12 protein-coding genes, 1 pseudogene and 2 riboswitches are annotated in these 16,630 nt (G+C 66.1%); of the genes and pseudogenes, 7 read left to right on the top strand and 6 right to left on the bottom strand.

Going from position 1 to position 16,630, the window contains the following annotated elements:
* Position 1 precedes the first annotated feature (1 nt).
* Genes MOV80_RS21350 through MOV80_RS21335 form a run of 4 tightly spaced genes read right to left on the bottom strand, consistent with a single transcriptional unit; the run spans position 2 to position 5,268 of the window.
* Positions 2 to 703 (bottom strand): sarcosine oxidase subunit gamma family protein, encoded by a 702-nt coding sequence (locus MOV80_RS21350; protein ID WP_107732010.1) that lies wholly within the window; start codon positions 701 to 703, stop codon positions 2 to 4.
* Entirely contained in the window at positions 696 to 3,710 is a 3,015-nt protein-coding gene (locus tag MOV80_RS21345; RefSeq protein WP_107732009.1) for a sarcosine oxidase subunit alpha family protein, read from the bottom strand. The genes MOV80_RS21350 and MOV80_RS21345 overlap by 8 nt, the downstream gene beginning before the upstream one ends.
* Entirely contained in the window at positions 3,707 to 4,003 is a 297-nt protein-coding gene (locus tag MOV80_RS21340) for a sarcosine oxidase subunit delta (protein WP_048412286.1), read from the bottom strand. Before MOV80_RS21340 ends, MOV80_RS21345 begins: the two co-directional genes overlap by 4 nt.
* Before the next feature lie 11 nt (positions 4,004 to 4,014).
* On the bottom strand, positions 4,015 to 5,268 hold the full coding sequence (locus MOV80_RS21335) for a sarcosine oxidase subunit beta family protein (protein ID WP_048412285.1): 1,254 nt from the start codon (positions 5,266 to 5,268) through the stop codon (positions 4,015 to 4,017).
* Positions 5,269 to 5,500: 232 nt separating this feature from the next.
* Between MOV80_RS21335 and purU the strand changes: the two genes are divergently transcribed.
* From purU to MOV80_RS21305, 6 genes are all read left to right on the top strand, one after another.
* On the top strand, positions 5,501 to 6,367 hold the full coding sequence (gene purU, locus MOV80_RS21330) for a formyltetrahydrofolate deformylase (protein ID WP_107732008.1): 867 nt from the start codon (positions 5,501 to 5,503) through the stop codon (positions 6,365 to 6,367).
* 239 nt (positions 6,368 to 6,606) lie between these two features.
* Positions 6,607 to 9,114 carry a DUF3141 domain-containing protein gene (locus MOV80_RS21325; RefSeq protein WP_118267030.1) on the top strand — a complete coding sequence of 836 codons (2,508 nt, stop codon included), beginning with the start codon at positions 6,607 to 6,609 and terminating at the stop codon, positions 9,112 to 9,114.
* A 136-nt stretch (positions 9,115 to 9,250) separates the two neighbouring features.
* Positions 9,251 to 9,338: riboswitch (glycine riboswitch) on the top strand.
* Position 9,339: 1 nt separating this feature from the next.
* Positions 9,340 to 9,522, top strand: a riboswitch (glycine riboswitch).
* Positions 9,523 to 9,839: 317 nt separating this feature from the next.
* A complete protein-coding gene (locus tag MOV80_RS21320) occupies positions 9,840 to 10,454 on the top strand; it encodes a trimeric intracellular cation channel family protein (protein ID WP_048412338.1) in 615 nt (204 codons plus the stop codon).
* 188 nt (positions 10,455 to 10,642) lie between these two features.
* Positions 10,643 to 12,574: a TetM/TetW/TetO/TetS family tetracycline resistance ribosomal protection protein gene (locus MOV80_RS21315; protein ID WP_107732006.1), complete on the top strand. Its 1,932-nt coding sequence runs from the start codon at positions 10,643 to 10,645 to the stop codon at positions 12,572 to 12,574.
* A 117-nt stretch (positions 12,575 to 12,691) separates the two neighbouring features.
* Entirely contained in the window at positions 12,692 to 13,543 is an 852-nt protein-coding gene (locus MOV80_RS21310) for an aminoglycoside 6-adenylyltransferase (RefSeq protein WP_118267028.1), read from the top strand.
* 360 nt (positions 13,544 to 13,903) lie between these two features.
* The gene (locus tag MOV80_RS21305; protein WP_118267026.1) at positions 13,904 to 14,191 is read left to right on the top strand and encodes a hypothetical protein; all 288 of its coding nucleotides are present in this window, start codon (positions 13,904 to 13,906) and stop codon (positions 14,189 to 14,191) included.
* An 80-nt stretch (positions 14,192 to 14,271) separates the two neighbouring features.
* Here MOV80_RS21305 and MOV80_RS21300 read toward each other — a convergent pair whose 3' ends face one another.
* Positions 14,272 to 14,583 (bottom strand): hypothetical protein, encoded by a 312-nt coding sequence (locus tag MOV80_RS21300; RefSeq protein WP_118267024.1) that lies wholly within the window; start codon positions 14,581 to 14,583, stop codon positions 14,272 to 14,274.
* Between the two features lie 352 nt (positions 14,584 to 14,935).
* Positions 14,936 to 16,144: pseudogene (locus MOV80_RS21295) on the bottom strand (IS256 family transposase); the annotation flags it as partial.
* Between the two features lie 189 nt (positions 16,145 to 16,333).
* Here MOV80_RS21295 and MOV80_RS21290 point away from each other — a divergent pair.
* On the top strand, positions 16,334 to 16,630 hold a 297-nt coding region (locus MOV80_RS21290), incomplete at its 3' end, for a hypothetical protein (RefSeq protein WP_249605462.1).

Raw genomic sequence — 16,630 nt, 5'->3', positions numbered from 1 at the left:
CCTAAAGACCGTAAACACTCCCTGCCAGCGCCGCCGCCGGCGCCGCTTGCGCCAATTGCGCCCACAGCGGATGGCCGGCGTCCGCCGGCAGTTCGCACACGGCGAAGCCGTAAGGCCGCGCCGCGCGCCGCAACAGCAGCCAGACGTAGTCGGCGAAGCTGCGGCGGCAGACCACGAACACGCCGTCGCCGTCCAGGCGCAGCACCTGAACCGCGGCCTTGCCCAGCAAGGTGCCCACGCACTGCCCCGCCCGCAGCGCTTCGAAATCGTAAGCGCCCAGATGGCGCAGCACCGCCAGGTGCGGCTCGCCGCACAGGTAGACGGCGGTGAAGCCGCCGCTGACATCCAGCGCCTGGGCGAACACCCGCCGCTCGGCGAAACCCCGCTCCAGCGCCGGCAACCAGCCGGCCAGCCGCTGGCGGCTGCTGATCAGCAGCCATTCGTCCGGCGACAGCCACAACAGCGCGCCGCCCTCGCCCTGGCTCAAGGCCTTGGGCCGGCGCGGCGGCTCCAGGCCGGTGATCCGCGCCGTCAGTTCCAGGAAGCCGGCCTCGGCGCCGTCGCCGCGCAGCAGCGCGTAGCCCAGATTGGGCGCCTCATTGCCCCAAACGCGGCTGTCGGCGCGGCGCGGCTCGGCCTCGTCCCGCAAGGCGAAACGATGCAAGGGCGATTCCAGCCAGGGCTTGAACGCGGACTCAGGCATGTTGACGCTCCCCTTCCTTGTCGACGAAGACCGCGGACACCACCCGCGCCGGCTCGCAGCGGCCGCGCCACCACACTTGCACGGTGTCGCCTTCGCGGCGGCTGCCGTCCTTCAACACCGCCATGGCGATGGAGCGGCCCAGGCATTCGCTGTGATAGCTGGAGGTGACGTGGCCCTGCATCGCCGCCGGCGCGGCGTCGTCGCGGTCGTTGAGGATTTGCGCGCCTTCCGGCAGCACCAGCCGCGGGTCCTCCGTCAGCAGGCCCACCAGCTGCTTGCGGCCCGCGCCGGCGGTGTCGGCGCGCAACAAGGAGCGGCGGCCGAGAAAGCTGAACGGTTTTTTCATGCCCACCGCCCAGCCCATGGCCAGATCGTTGGGGCTCATCGAGCCGTCGCTGTCCTGGCCGACGATGATGAAGCCCTTTTCGGCGCGCAATACATGCATGGCCTCGGTGCCGTAGGGCGTGATGCCGAATTCGGCCCCGGCCCGCATCACCTCTTCCCACAGATAGCGGCCGTAGCCAGCGTCCACATTGATTTCATAAGCCAGTTCGCCGGAAAAACTGATGCGGAACACTCGCGCCGGCACGCCGGCCACGGTGCCGACGCGGCCGTCCATGAAGGGGAAGGCCTGCGGGGCCAGGTCGATGTCGGCGCACAGCTTGCGCAGCACCGCCCGGCTTTGCGGGCCCACCAGCGCCGTGGTGGCCCAGTGGTCGGTGATGGAGCTCAGCCTCACCTTGAGCTCCGGCCATTCGGTCTGATGCCAACGCTCCAGCCAGCCGTAGACCCGCGCCGCGCCGCCGGTGGTGGTGGTCATGTGGAAATGGTCGTCCGCCAGGCAGGCGGTGACGCCGTCGTCCATCACCATGCCGTTTTCGTCCAGCATCAGGCCGTAGCGGCACTTGCCCGGCTCCAGCTTGCTCCAGGCGTTGCTGTAGACGCGGTTTAGAAATTCGCGCGCGTCCGGGCCGCGCACGTCGATCTTGCCCAGGGTGGAGGCGTCCATCGCCGCCACTCCCTGGCGCGCGGCGCGGCATTCGCGACGCACCGCCGCGTGCAGGTCTTCCCCCGGTTGCGGGAAATACCAGGGCCGCAGCCACTGGCCCACCAGTTCGTATTCGGCGCCGCGCGCCGCGTGGCTGTCGTGCATGGCGGTGTAACGGCGCGGATCGAAAGTGTCTCCGACGTTGGCGCCGGCCAGCGCGCCGAAGCTGACCGGGGTGTAGGCCGGCCGGTAGGTGGTGGTGCCCACCTCGGCGATGGGCTTGCCCAGCGCCTCGGCGGCGATGGCGAAGCCGTTGACGTTGGACAGCTTGCCCTGATCGGTGCCGAAGCCCAGCGCGGTGTAGCGCTTGACGTGCTCGATGGAGCGATAGTTCTCGCGCACCGCCAGGTGGATGTCTGCGGCGGCCACGTCGTTCTGGTAATCGACGAAGGCCTTGGCGCCGACGCCTTCGCGTCGGCCGTCCGGCAGACGGAAGATTTCGCGCGGCGCGGCGAGTTCCTCCGCCTCCACCCGCGGCGCGGCGCCCTGGCCGCCGGCGGCCAGGCCGAGCTGGGCCAGCATGGCGGCGTGGGCCTGGGCCAGGGCCTCGCCCAAGTCCCAACGCCCGGTGACCGCGCCGACGCAAGCGACGCCGGGCCGGCCCTCGTCCGGGCAGACAAAGGACAGGCAGTCCTGACGCCACAGCGGGCGGCCGCCGTTGTGGCAGAACAAATGCACGGTGGCGCTGAGCCCGCCGGAGGACAGCACCCCGTCCGCCTCCAGCCGCGGCCCCTTGCCGGCCACGCCCCGACCGTCCGCGGCCAGCTTCACCAGTTCCGCGCCGCTGACGCCGGCGCCGCCGTTCACCCGAGCGATGCCGTAACCGGTCAGCAGCTCCACGCCGGCATTCCGCGCGGCGCGGCCGCGCCATGCCGCCGCGCCGTCGGGGCGAGCGTCGGCCAGCGTCACCGCCACGCCGGACAGGGCCAGTTCCAGCGCCGCGTCGTAGGCGGCGTCGTTCTGGGTCTGCAACAACAGCCGGCGCCCCACCGCCACGCCGTAGCGGTTCAGATAGCTGTGGCCGGCGGCGGCGGTCATCACCCCGGGCAGGTCGTTGTTGCCGAACACCAGCGGTCGTTCGATGGCGCCGCTGGCCAGCGCCAGCTGACGCGCGCGGATCTTGTGCAGGCGCTGGCGCGGCCGGTCCGGATCGCGCTCGGACGGCGGCAGATGGTCTTGCAGCAGTTCCACCGCCAGCGCCAGATTGCCCTCGTGCAGCGCGAAAACGGTGGCGCGCGGCAGCAGCTGGACATTGGGCAGCGCCGCCAGCTCGCTCAGCCGCTGACGCGCCCAGTCCATCGCCTCCAGGCCGTCGATGCGCTGCCGGCGCTCGCTCAGCAGCCAGCCGCCCATCTCCGCCTGCTCGTCCAGCAACAGCGTTTTCAGGCCGGCGCGCCCCGCCAGCGTGGCCGCCCACAAGCCGGCCGCGCCGCCGCCCACCACCAGCACGTCCACATGGTGGTGCAGGTGATCGTAATGCTCGGCATCCGGCAGCCGCGGCGCTTCGCCGTAGCCGGCGGCTTCGCGGATGCGCCGCTCGTAGAACGGCCAGGCGCTCGCCGGCCGCATGAAGGTTTTGTAATAAAAGCCCGGCGGCAGGAAGCGCTCCAACCTGCCCAGCGCGCCCTTGAGCCGCATGCCCCAGGAGGCGTCCCCCAGGCCGCTGCTGGCCTGCAAGCCCTGGTACAGCTCCACCTGGGTGGCCTTGAGATCCGGCGTGCTCAAGGCTCCGCTCTCCAGCTGGACCAGCGCGTTGGGTTCCTCCGCGCCGAAGCCAACGATGCCGCGCGGTCTGCCGTACTTGAAGCTGCGGCCCAGCAGCCGCACGCCGTTGGCCAGCAGCGCCGAGGCCAGGGTGTCGCCGGCGAAGCCGTGATAGGCCGCGCGGTCGAAGTTAAAGGCCAGCGGCCGATTGCGGTCGATGCGCTCGCCGGGGCGATGGATGCGATAGCCGCTCACGCCTGATCCTCCTGCCGATAGCGGGCCTTGCCCTCGGCCAGCGTCCAGCTGCCGGCGATCTCGTAACTGACGGTGTGGCGCCGGACGGCGAACACCTTGCGGCAGCCGGCGGCGTGCTGCCATTGCTCCCAATGCCAGCCGCGCGGGTTCTTGCGGCCAAACAGATAATCGCCCCAGGTCTCGTCGTCCACCTGCTCCGGCGCCGCCGGGCGGACGATGAAGGCCTCCCCGGCGTAGGCGAACTCCTCCTCCTCCCGCGCCTCCCCGCAGTGCGGGCAGTGAATCAGCAGCATAAGCCTCCCCCTCAATGGGCCACGGCGGCGGCGCCGTGCTCGTCTATCAAGCGGCCGGAGGCGAAGCGCTCCAGCGCAAAAGCCGCGTTCAACGGGTGCGGCTGGTCATTGGCGATGGTGTGGGCGAACACGTGGCCGGAACCGGGCGTGGCCTTGAAACCGCCGGTGCCCCAGCCGCAGTTGAAATACAGGCCCTTGATCCGGGTCTTGCCGATGATGGGACAGGCGTCCGGCGACACATCGACGATGCCGCCCCACTGCCGATTCATCCTCACCCGCGAAAAAGAGGGAAACAGCTCGATGATGGCCGCCGCCGTGTGTTCGATCACATGCGGGCTGCCGCGCTGGCCATAGCCCAGATAGCTGTCTATGCCGGCGCCTATCACCAGTTCGCCCTTGTCCGACTGGCTGATGTAGCCGTGAACCGCGCCGGACATCACCACCGTGTCCAGGCAGGGTTTCAGCGATTCGGAAACGAAAGCCTGCAGGGGGTGGCTCTCCAGCGGCAGCCGCAAGCCGGCCATCCGCGCCAGCACGGCGCTGTTGCCGGCTGCCACGCAGCCCACCTTGTCGGCGCGGATCTCGCCGCGCCCGGTTTGCACCCCGCGCACCCGGCCGTCCTCGATCAACAGGCCGGTGACCTCGCATTCCTCGATGATGTCCACGCCCAACTCGCTGGCGGCGCGGGCGAAGCCCCAGGCCACCGCGTCATGGCGCGCCACCCCGCCGCGCGGCTGGTAGCTGGCGCCCAGGATCGGGTAACGGGCGTGTCCGCCGGTGGCGATCAAGGGCACCCGCTCCTTGATCTCCCGCGGCGACAGCAGCTCGGCGTCCACGCCGTTGAGCAGGTTGGCGTTGACCCGGCGCTCGATGTCGCGCATGTCCTGCAGGCTGTGGCCCAGGTTCATCACCCCGCGCTGGCTGAACATCACATTGAAGTTCAGCTCCTGGGACAGCCCCTCCCACAGCTTGAGCGCGTGCTCGTACAGCAGCGCGGATTCGTCCCACAGATAGTTGGAACGGATGATGGTGGTGTTGCGCGCGGTGTTGCCGCCGCCCAGATAGCCTTTTTCCAGCACCGCCACCTTGCGGATGCCGTGCACGCGGGCCAGGTAATAGGCGGTGGCCAGGCCGTGCCCGCCGCCGCCGACGATGATCACCTCGTAGTTTTTTTCAGGCTGCGGACTGCGCCAGGCCGGCTGCCAGCCCTGATGGTGGCTGAGTCCGTGCCGGATCAGGCTCCACAGCGAGTATCGGTTTGCCATCTGAGCTCCCGCTGCCGGGCCGCCATGGGCCCGCGCCGGTGATATCGGGGTTGAAGGAAGCCTCATTCTCAACGCGGCGCGGCCGGCGCATTTGGCTGAAAAGGACGGGCTCTTGCCCGCAGACGACACCGCGATGTCCGAAATCCACGCAAAGCGGACGCATCGTGAACAGCGCGCGAGCAGGGCCGCGTCTAGATTGGGACGCCATGCCGCCCATCACAAGGAAACGCCCATGAACGCAGACCTCCCCTCCTATGTGCTCAGCTTCGCCTGCCGCAGCGCCTCCGGCCAGGTGGCCGGCTTCTCCGCGCTGCTGGAACAGCAAGGCTGCTATATCGACGAGCTGGCGGTGTTCGACGACGCCCGCAGCCAACGCTTCTTCGTGCGCTGCGTATTCCACCCGCAGCGGCCGGACTTTGTCCCGGAACGGCTGAACGAGGGCATGGCGCGGATGGGCGGCCACTACCGCGACCTGCAATGGCAGCTGCACGACCGGCGCCAGCGCGCGCGGGTGCTGATCATGGTGTCCCGGCTGGATCACTGCCTGAACGACCTGCTCTACCGCCAGAAGATGGGCGATCTGGACATGACGGTGGCCGCCGTCGTCTCCAACCACCGCGACCTCGCCCCCATCGCCGCGGCTTACGGCCTGCCCTTCCATCACCTGCCGGTCAGCGCGGACAACAAGCCGCAACAGGAAGCCGCGCTGCTGGCGTTGATGGAAGACTGCCGCGCGGAGCTGCTGGTGCTGGCCCGCTACATGCAGGTGCTGTCCAGCGCCGCGGCCGCCAAGCTGGCCGGCCGCGCCATCAACATCCACCACTCCTTCCTGCCCGGCTTCAAGGGCGCGCGGCCGTATCAGCAGGCGCACGAGCGCGGCGTCAAGCTGATAGGCGCCACCGCCCACTACATCACCGACGATCTGGACGAAGGCCCGATCATCGAACAAGTGGTGGAACGGGTGGACCACGCCTACAGCCCGGAGCAATTGCAAGCCGCCGGCCGGGACATGGAATGCCAGGCGCTGGCGCGCGCGGTGCGCTGCCATCTGGAGCGGCGCGTCTTCATCACCGAGCGGCGCACTGTGGTATTACGCTGACACTTGAGCGGCCAAGCGACTGTCCACGATCCGCCGCGCGTCGTCAGGCGTGATACGGTGGGTGCCCCTTCGAAATGCTCATGTACCGCGGGTACATCGCGCTTTCTCAGCCGCAACGCCTTATCGCGCTCTTGCTCGCGGGGACGTGAACAGGCTCTGACAGGAACTTTGTCTATTGCAATGCAACAAAAGCAGGGTACAGTAGACAGTTATCCGTCATACCAACCATGAGGTGCCGTATGTGGTCGCAAACAGCCGTCTGGTCCAAGCTTTTCTCCTCCAACCCTGTCGCCGACTACTGGCGCGACGCCTGCGAGCGCAGCATCCTCTACTGGGACGTGCTGCATGACCGCGGCGCGGACTACCTGAAACACGTGCAAAGCGGCAAACCGCCGGTGTTGGTGTTCGACTACAAGATCATCCTGGACGGCCGCAGCCTGCCGGACCCGGCCAACTACGCGCTGGCCGCCATCCTGCCCCCGGCCGGCTGCCCGGCCACCAATCCGGCGCTGCGCCCCTTCGTGGTGATAGACCCGCGCGCCGGCCACGGTCCCGGCATCGGCGGTTTCAAGATGGACAGCGAGATCGGCATTGCGCTGCAACAGGGCCACCCCTGCTACTTCATCATGTTCTTCCCGCAACCGGTGCCCAGCCAGACCATAGAAAGCGTCAGCCGCGCGGAATACGTCTTCCTCAGCAAAGTCAACGAACTGCACCCGGACAGCGACGGCAAGCCCTTCGTCATCGGCAACTGCCAAGGCGGCTGGGCCGTGGCCATGCTCGCCTCCGTGGCGCCGGAACTGTTCGGCCCCATCCTGCTGGCCGGCACCCCGCTGTCCTACTGGGCCGGCGTCACCGGCAAAAACCCTATGCGCTACTCCGGCGGCATGCTGGGCGGCACCTGGACCGCCTCGCTGGCCGGCGACCTGGGCCACGGCAAGTTCGACGGCGCCCACCTGGTCAACAACTTTGAAAAGCTGGACCCGGCCAACACCCTGTGGAAGAAGCCCTACAATCTGTACGCCAAGGTGGACACCGAGCGCGAACGCTTCCTGGGCTTTGAACGCTGGTGGGGCGGGCACTACCTGCTGAACAAGCAGGAAATGGAATGGATCTCCCAGCAGCTGTTCGTCGGCAACCACCTGGTGGAAGGCAAGATCGTCAGCAGCGACCAGCACCGCGTGGACATGCGCAACATCCGCTCCCCCATCATCGTGTTCGCCTCCTGGGGCGACAACATCACCCCGCCGCAACAGGCGCTGAACTGGATACCGGACCTGTACGACAACGCGGAAGACATCCGCGACAACGAACAAACCATCATCTACTGCCTGCACAACAAAGTGGGCCACCTCGGCATCTTCGTTTCCGCCGGCATCGCCAACCGCGAACACAGCGAATTCGCCAGCGCGCTGGACCTGATCGACGTGCTGGCCCCCGGCCTGTACGAAGCCATCATCGAAGACGTGGCCCCCGGCACCCCCGGTCAGGAATACATCAAAGGCCGCTACATCATCCGTTTCGAAGCGCGCGAAGTGGCCGACATCCTGGCCCTGGACGACGGCCGCGAAGACGAACAAGCCTTCGAAGTGGTGCGCCGCGTCTCCGAGATCAACCAAGGCGTTTACAACCGCTTCATCTCCCCCGCGCTCCAGGCCGTCAGCAGCGAAGCCAGCGCCCAATGCCAGCGCCAACTCAACCCGGCGCGGCTGGAACGCACGCTGATCTCCCCGCTCAACCCCTGGCTAAGCTGGCTCAAGCCCGCCGCCGAATACGTGCACGCCCATCGCCATCCGGTGAGCGCGGACAACCCGCTGTGGCGGCTGCAAGAACAATGGTCCGGCTGGATGGCGCAAAGCCTGGACCGCTACCGCGACCTGCGCGACGCCGCCACCGAACACTGCTTCAAGGCCGTGTACGAATCCCCGTGGCTGGCCTCCGCTGTGGGCGTCCAACCGGCCCGCGAAGCCCGCGCCGCCCGCTGCGACAGCTGGGAAAAACGGGAACGGTTGCAACTCAAGCGCCAAACGCTGGACCCCGCCTACGAAACCGGCACCCTGGCGGACGGCTTCGTGCGCCTGCTCACCTACGTGGCGATTGGCCGCGGCATCATAGACGAGCGCCCGTTCAACGCCATCCGCCGCATCATGCGCGACATCCGCCACGAATACCCGCTGACCCTGATGCAGCTGAAAGAAATCGCCCGCAAGCAAGTCTTCCTGGTGCGGCTGGACGAAGCCCGCGCGCTGGCCGGCCTGCCCAAGCTGCTGCAGGAAGAGCACCGCCGCCGCCAGGCCTGGCAGCTGGCGCACGAACTGCTGGCGCTCAGCGGCGACATCGCCCCGGAACAACAACAGCGGCTGGACCAAGTGGCCCACGCGCTGCAACTGGACACCCGCGCGCCGTCGGCTCCGGCCATCCTGCCGCCCAACGAGCCCATAGCGACAAGCGCAACCGCTCCCGCTCCGGCCCCCGCCGTCAAAACCAGCGCGCCGGCCAAGAAAGCGGCGCCGCCGCGCAAACCAGCCGCCAAAGCCCCGGCCAAAGCAGCGACGGCCGACAAGCCCAGCGCCGCCGCCAAACCCGCCGGCAGCGCGCCGGTTGCGGCCAAGCCGGCCTCAAGCAAGCCCGCGGCGGCCAAAACCGCCAAAGCGCCTGCCGCCAAGGCACCCGCAGCCAAAGCCCCGGCCACGCGCAAACCCGCTGCCGGCAACGGCGCGGCCAAGCCCAAGACGCCTGGCAACTAAGAAGCAGCCCGCGTGAAAACGCCCGGACAGCCTAGCCGCCGTCCGGGCGTTTTCGTGAAGATGGCGCACTGCAACATTTTTGCCTTCCCCCATGTATACAGTCGTTGACTGAACAATACAGCAAACGCTAATATCCTTGCCTGCTGCGGGAGAGAGGGGCATACGGCCCCCGCCGAAGACGCAAACTCCCATAATCGCTCAGGCCACAGTACCGCAGCCCATGGATACCAGCCGATTGGAGAGAGGCCCTAAGCGCCCGTTCATCATCTGCTACGCTTCAGCAAGCGCGCGTCAGATTATGTAACCGGCCCTTAGCCGCCCACCGAAGGGGCAAGTGACATCCGGCAAAGCCCGCACACAGGCCGCGCCCGTCATCTAACTCTCAGGTAAAAGGACAAGGGGAGAGGCAATGCCGGCAGCGCCGCGCCCATGCGCAGCCCGCCGGCCATGCTCAGAACGTGTTTACGATCTCGCGAGCAAGAACGAGACAAGGCGAAAATAGCTGAGAAAGCGGAATGTACTCTTGGTACATGAGCATTTCGAAGCAGTACGCGCCGCGTCTCGCGAAGCGCAGCAGATCGTGCACCAGCTCTCAAGGAAAACCCGTGTTCGAAACTCTTGCCCAGGCCGCTCGCCACCTGGCATGGCCCGCCCATTGCCAACCCATTTTCCCACCCGGCTTCGCCGCTCATCTCGGCGCCAGCCTGTTTGACCACTGCAACTACATGCTTACCCTGATCTATCTGATCGCCATCACCGCGGAAGCGATGACTGGCGCGCTCGCGGCCGGCCGCCGCAATATGGACATCTTCGGCGTTACCGTCATCGCCTTCCTCACCGCCCTGGGCGGCGGCACCGTGCGCGACATCGTGCTGGGCCGCTACCCGATAGGCTGGACCCAGCACCCGGAATACGTCGGCCTCGTCATCGCCGGCGGCCTGGCCGCCGTGTTCGTGGCCCGCTACATGAAACGCCTCAGCCGCGTCTTCCTGGTGCTGGACGCGCTGGGCCTGATCGCCTTCACCATCATAGGCTGCGGCGTGGCCCAGTCCATGGACTACCACCCAGTGGTGGTGGTGATGGCCGGCATGATAACCGGCATTGCCGGCGGCATCCTGCGCGACGTGCTGTGCAACCGCGTGCCGGTGGTGTTCCGCCAGGAGCTGTACGCCAGCGTCTCCTTCGCCGTGGCCCTGCTCTACCTGGGCCTGATCAAGCTGGGCGTGCCGCATGACCTCAACGTGCTGGCCAGCTTCGCCGTCGGCCTCACCATCCGCCTGGCCGCCATCTGGCGCGAATGGCGGCTGCCGGTGTTCATGTATCGGCACGACCTGCACTGAACACGCGGACAACGCCCGGCAAAGGCACCGCCAGCCGCGCCGCGCGGTAGCGCTTTACCCTGCGCCGCCCGCTAGATAAAATCAGCTTTTTTTACCCCGTAACTGAAAGGAACACCCCATGCGTAACCGCTCTCCGCTCACCAACAAGGAACCCTTCATGACCAGACATTCCATAGGCATTGAGCTGAATGCGTACACTAAACTTGGGAATTCTCGCGCACATCGACGCTGGAAAAACTAGCCTTAGCGAACAACTGCTCTACACCACCGGAGCCATCCAGGCCGCCGGCAGCGTAGACCAGGGCAATACCCATACCGACACGCTCGCGCAAGAACGCCAGCGCGGCATCACTATCAAATCCTCCGTGGCGTCCTTCGCCATCGAAGACCTGTCCGTCAACCTGATCGACACCCCAGGCCACCCCGACTTCATCGCCGAAGTGGATCGCGTGCTGGACGTGTTGGACGGGATCATCCTCGTCGTCTCCGCCGTGGAAGGCGTACAGGCGCAAACCCGCATCCTGATGCGCGCCATCCAGCGCCAAGGGCTGCCCTGCCTGATTTTCGTCAACAAGATAGACCGCCGGGGCGCGCAACACGACAGCCTGCTGCGGCAAATCGCCCACAAGCTCAGCCCATCCGCCATCGCCATCGGCGAACCGCGGGACATCGGCACGCCTGGCGCCGGCTACCACGCCTATGACGCGGACCACATCGCCTTTCGCGCCCGACTGACCGAAACCCTGGCGGAAAACAACGACCGCATCCTGGCCGCCTATCTGGGCCAAAGCGCGCCGCCCTCCTACCAACGGCTGCGCGCGGAGCTGGCGCGGCAAACCCGGCGGGGCCAGGCGCACCCGGTGCTGTTTGGCTCCGCGGCCACCGGCGCCGGCTTGCCCGGCTTGCTGGCGGCCATCGCGGAACTATTGCCGGCAGCCGCCGGCGACGCAGACGGACCGCCGTCCGGCGCGGTGTTCAAGATAGAACGCGGGCGCGGCGGCGAAAAGATCGCCTATGCGCGGCTGTTTACCGGCAGCCTGCGGCTGCGCGAGCGGCTGTTGCTTGGCGGCCGCCAGGACAAGATCGCCGCCATCAAGGTGTTCGATCGCGGCCAAGCGCGCGTCGCCGCGTCCGTCCAGGCCGGCCAGATCGCCCTGCTGCACGGCCTGGAGGCCGCGCGCATTGGCGACGTCTTTGGCCCGGCGCGGCCGCGTACCGCGCGCGCCTTCTCCCCGCCCACGCTGGAAACCCGAGTGAGCGCACGTCATCCGGCGGACGCGCGGCGGCTATACGCCGCGCTGAGCCAGCTGGCGGAGCAAGACCCGCTGATCAATCTGCGGCAGGACGACGGCCTCCAGGAAGTGGCGCTGTCGCTGTACGGCGAAGTGCAAAAGGAGGTGATTCAGGAAACTCTGGCCAGCGACTACGGCATAGCGGCGGAATTCCGGGAGACCACCACGCTCTGCGTGGAGCGGCCGTCCGGCGTAGGTTTCGCGCTGATGGAAGCGCCCAACCCCTTCGTCGCCACCATCGGTTTGCGCCTGGAACCCGCGCCGGCCGGCAGCGGCGTCGAATTCCGCCTGGCCATGCATGAAGGCATGCTGCCGCCCGCCTACTTCAAAGCGGTGGAAGACGGAGTGCGCGCCGCCTTGCGCAACGGCCTGTACGGCTGGGAAGTCACGGATTGCCGCGTCACCATGACCCACTCCATCCGCCGCCGGCACTGGGGGCCGCTGACCACCGCGGCGGAGCACCGCGGCCTGGCGCCGCTGGTGCTCGCGGAGGCGCTACGCCTGGCCGACAGCCATGTGTGCGAGCCCATCCAGCGCTTCCGGCTGGAGGTGCCGGCCGACGCGCTCAGCGCAATGCTGTCCGCGTTGGCCTCTCTGCAAGCGCAGCCGGAACCACCGCAACAGCAGGCCGGCGGCTACCTGCTGACCGGCTACATCCGCGCCGCAAAGCTGCAGCAATTGCAAGGGCTGCTGCCGCCGTTGACCGGCGGCGAAGGCCTGCTGGAAACCATGTTCGACCGCTACGAGGCGGTGCAAGGGCCGCCGCCCAAGCGTCCACGCCCCGCCTCCGGCCCTCAGCCTCGGCCAGTAACGGCAGCGTCCCGCTAAACCCGCCCATCCCGGCGCTCCGGACTGCCCGCCTGGCGGGCAGTCTTTTACATCCAGGGAAACTTCCTCGCCACCGGCCAGCCTATTCACCAGCCCCTCGCTATCAGCAAGCACTGCATGACACTCAAATCCAACACACCTCAGGCCCAGCGCCTGAACGCCGCCATCGCCTGGGCGCAAAGCCGTACTGACGTGGACGCGCTGATCCTCACCGGCTCCTTCGCCCGCGACGACGGCAGCGCCGACATTCATTCGGACCTGGACCTGGAAATCATCGGGCCGACCCCAATAACGCTGGCCGACAACGACGGCTGGCTGCGCGACATCGGCCCCCTGCTCACCGTGCTGCGCCTGGGCGAAGGCCAGGCCTGGCCCACCCGCCTGGCCATCTACGCCGACGGCGTCAAAATCGACTTCACCCTGGCCGGCTCCGCCCGGCTGCAAGCCATGCGCGAGCATGGGCTGGACCCGCTATACCAACGCGGCTACCGCGTGCTGCTGGACAAAACCGGCGTGGCCCAAGGCCTGCCCGCGCCGCAAGGCCGCCCCGCCGCGCCGGCGCTGCCCAACGCTGAGCGGTTCCGCGAGCGAGTGGAGGAATTCTGGTTCGAGGCCTTTCACATCCCCAAATATCTGGCGCGCGGCGAGCTGTTCGTCGTCAAATTCCGCGACTGGACCATGAAGGAACTGCTGCTGGAAATGCTGGAATGGCATGCCCGCAGCCGCCCCGGCGCGGCGGCGGACTGCTGGCATATCGGCGCCCGGCTGCAACACTGGGCCGAGCCGGAACACTGGCAGGTGCTGCATCAGGTATTTGGCCGCTTCGACGCCGCCGACGCCGAACGCGCCTTCCTCGCCACCCTGCGGCTATACAGCCAAGCGGCGCGCGAAGTGGCCGCCCGCGCCGGCTTCGACTACCCGGAAGCGGTGGAGGCCGGCATCCGCGGCTTGATCCACGCGCCGTCCTAAGAGTCTGTTTACGATCTGCTGCGCTGCGGCGATACGGCGTTGAAAACACCTTCGAAATGCTCATGTACCCTATGTACATTCCGCTTTCTCAGCTGTTTTCGCCTTGTCTCGCTCTAGCTCGCGAGATCGTAAACAGGCTCTAAACCAACAGCGGCGCGGTGACCCCACGCGTCGCGCCAGGCGGAGGATGGTCCTTGGGCTTGACCTTTGGACATGGTTAGATAGAATTCCCTATCTTTTAGGCGTTCGCTGCCGTTCGCCTATCTTCCCAGCCACGCGCCTCCTCTCAACGGAAGCACGCCAGCCAAGCCATACCGCAAACCGCCACACCCCGTGGCCAGAAACTTTGTCAGGAACAAGATGCGTATCCACGCCCTTCTGCTGCCGCTAACGCTTTACAGTGCGGCCGTCAGCGCAGATTCACTCTCCCCCTCCCACCCGGCGTTTACCCAAATCAACAAGACCATGACGGATAGTTTTCGCATGCAGCAACAACTGATGCGAATGCCGCCCCCGCCCGAGATGTTCAAAAGAGAGAAGCAGGAAGCGCCGCTGCTTCAGGACGAGGCGGAAGCAGTTGATCGCCGGCAGGCTGAATCTGCGAGTACGCCGCAACCGCAGCCACGCCCTGATGAACAGAGCGATTAAAACAGGAGCGGAGTAAGCCCTGTCCCGCTTGGCGGCTTCGCCACCGGCAGCGCCGGACTGAAGCCGCGCCAAACGGGCTATTACAGCGGAGAGATCTCGCTGACCTCATGCTGAAACACATAAGGATCGGACAACAGCTCAAACTGCTCATCGTCCGGGTAAGTGACCGCCACATGGTAGTTGTCGCCGGCAAACGCCTTGACCGCCGCCAAGTCCACCCAATAAGTGGCCAAAAAGAAATGCATCCATTCCCCCTGCACTTCCTGGCGGACAAAAGCGCCTAAATTGCCCTTGGTGCTTCTGGAGTGCTGGACGCCAGTCCGCTCCAGATACTCGGCAAACCCCGCCTCATACGCTCGCGGCACACAGCCATGCCATGTTCTGACAATCATGTTCACACTCCAATGAGATAGAACGATCGATTCTAGCCCGCCGCCGCCCACATCCCCAGCCGGCGTGATCCGCTCTGCATGCCGGCTGAAACGCGACCACCGCGCCTTGACCCCGCCCGCATAGTGGGCAACAATCCCCGCGTGCCGCAAAAAACGGCACCGAGATTGGCATCTCGAATAGCGTTGCGTCAGCAAGCATGTGCGTTTACGCACATGCTTGTGTTTTGCCATGACCTGACGGCAGGTGCATGGTGGGAGAGCGCTATGCGCTCGCCGGTCGCAACGCTCGGTAAGATTGCGTCCGTCAAGGTGGTGTAAATAATTTGGCCTGAACTCCGGTCCGGTTTGTGGTTTACATCCCCAGTAACGGGGCGGTGTTATCGGTCAGCGTATCGGCAGGCTCGCCCATCGAATGCTGCGGCATATAGCGATTCTGTAACTGCCATTCCTCGTTCTGCTCCATCAGCACCGCGCCGATCAAGCGACGGATGCTGGCTTCGTTCGGAAAAATCCCGACCACATTGCTGCAGCGTTTGATTTCCTTGTTCAGCCTTTCCAGCGTATTCGTCGAATGGATCTTGACCCGATGCGCGGCCGGGAAGTCCAAGTGCGCCAGCACGTCATATTCCGCGTTGTCCATGATGGCTGCCGCCTTGGCGAACTTTGACCTCAATTTATCGGCCACTTGCCGCCATGCCTCATGGGCTCTGGAGGCATCTGGCTGCTGGAACACTTGCCGAATCAAGCTGCTGACCAGCCCCTGATGCGACTTGGCCACGCAAACCAGCACGTTGCGCATGAAATGCACGCGACAGCGCTGCCAGGTTGCGGAGAACACTTGCGCGATGGCGGCCTTCAAGCCCTCATGGGCATCCGAAATCACCAGCATGACGCCGGAGAGGCCCCGCTGGCGCAGCCCGCACAGAAACTCGATCCAGAACTCCTTCGCTTCGGATTCGCCTATCCCTAGACCCAGAATCTCCCGCCGGCCATCCTGATTCACCGCGCAAGCCACTATGGCGGCGACCGACACCACGCGCCCGCCCTTGCGCACTTTCAGGTAAGTGGCATCCAGCCACAGATAAGGCCATTCGCCTTCAATGGGCCGCGTCAGAAACGATTCCACACGCTCATCGATGCCTTTGCACAGCTCGGACACTTGGCTCTTGGAGATGCCGGTCATGCCCATCGCCTGAACCAGGTCGTCCACCTTGCGGGTGGAAACACCGTTGATCCAGGCCTCTTGCACGACGGCGGCCAGAGCCTGCTCCGACAGGCGACGCGGCTCGAGGAAAGACGGGAAATAGCTGCCTTGCCGTAGTTTGGGCACGTGCAGTTCCAGCGTGCCGAGCCGGCTGTGCAATATCCGGTCACGATAGCCATTGCGATAGGCTTTACGTTCACCATTGCGCTCGTGCCGATCCGCGCCGATCTGGTTGCTGACTTCGCAATCCATCAAGTCGGCCAGGATCGATTCCACCAGGGATCGCAAAAAGTCGCCCCCGCCTTGTTGCTTCAAGCGGTCAATAAATGCCATGCTGTCGTCGGCCATCGAGTTCTCCTTGTTGGTTTGGTTGGTCTTCGCAAACTCAACCTTACCGGAGTTCTTCGATGGCTTTCTGCCATCTGCCCTGCATTTACACCACTTCCGTGGACTCTATCCTCGGTAATGCCAATCCCATCACGCGCCTGCCAAATCCTCTAGTGGATAGGCAGCTTGTTAATCTTGTTTCACCGCAGGAGTAACGACATGCCGCAATCTCTCTTCCCGCGCCGACGGCGCTACCGCACCCCGATCCTCGAAGCTCAGGAAGTCCTGCTGCCCTTCGTCAGCCGCCTTCCCGGACGCACCTACCCGCACTACTGGCAAATGCCGCCCGCGCCGCCCACCGCCGCCGAGGCCCACGCCTACGGCCGGGAATGCGCCGCCCACGTGCTGCAATGGTTCAAGGACAACCCGGCTTACGTGGGCCAGGGCCTGCTCAGCCGCATCGCTCGCGATATCGACTTCAGCCTAAGCGAGCAGCGCGGCTACTGGCTGGGCTTC

This window comes from Chromobacterium sp. IRSSSOUMB001, assembly GCF_023507765.1.
GTDB classification, from domain to species: domain Bacteria; phylum Pseudomonadota; class Gammaproteobacteria; order Burkholderiales; family Chromobacteriaceae; genus Chromobacterium; species Chromobacterium haemolyticum.
This window is presented reverse-complemented; position numbering and strand designations above follow the sequence as displayed.

Excerpts from the sequence above, each read along its gene's own strand:
- MOV80_RS21350 (WP_107732010.1), bottom strand. The coding sequence starts at position 703 with ATGCCTGAGTCCGCGTTCAAGCCCTGGCTGGAATCGCCCTTGCATCGT.
- MOV80_RS21300 (WP_118267024.1), bottom strand. The coding sequence starts at position 14,583 with ATGATTGTCAGAACATGGCATGGCTGTGTGCCGCGAGCGTATGAGGCG.
- MOV80_RS21335 (WP_048412285.1), bottom strand. The coding sequence starts at position 5,268 with ATGGCAAACCGATACTCGCTGTGGAGCCTGATCCGGCACGGACTCAGC.
- purU (WP_107732008.1), top strand. The coding sequence starts at position 5,501 with ATGAACGCAGACCTCCCCTCCTATGTGCTCAGCTTCGCCTGCCGCAGC.
- MOV80_RS21315 (WP_107732006.1), top strand. The coding sequence starts at position 10,643 with ATGCGTACACTAAACTTGGGAATTCTCGCGCACATCGACGCTGGAAAA.
- MOV80_RS21310 (WP_118267028.1), top strand. The coding sequence starts at position 12,692 with ATGACACTCAAATCCAACACACCTCAGGCCCAGCGCCTGAACGCCGCC.
- MOV80_RS21325 (WP_118267030.1), top strand. The coding sequence starts at position 6,607 with ATGTGGTCGCAAACAGCCGTCTGGTCCAAGCTTTTCTCCTCCAACCCT.
- MOV80_RS21320 (WP_048412338.1), top strand. The coding sequence starts at position 9,840 with ATGCTTACCCTGATCTATCTGATCGCCATCACCGCGGAAGCGATGACT.
- MOV80_RS21305 (WP_118267026.1), top strand. The coding sequence starts at position 13,904 with ATGCGTATCCACGCCCTTCTGCTGCCGCTAACGCTTTACAGTGCGGCC.
- MOV80_RS21340 (WP_048412286.1), bottom strand. The coding sequence starts at position 4,003 with ATGCTGCTGATTCACTGCCCGCACTGCGGGGAGGCGCGGGAGGAGGAG.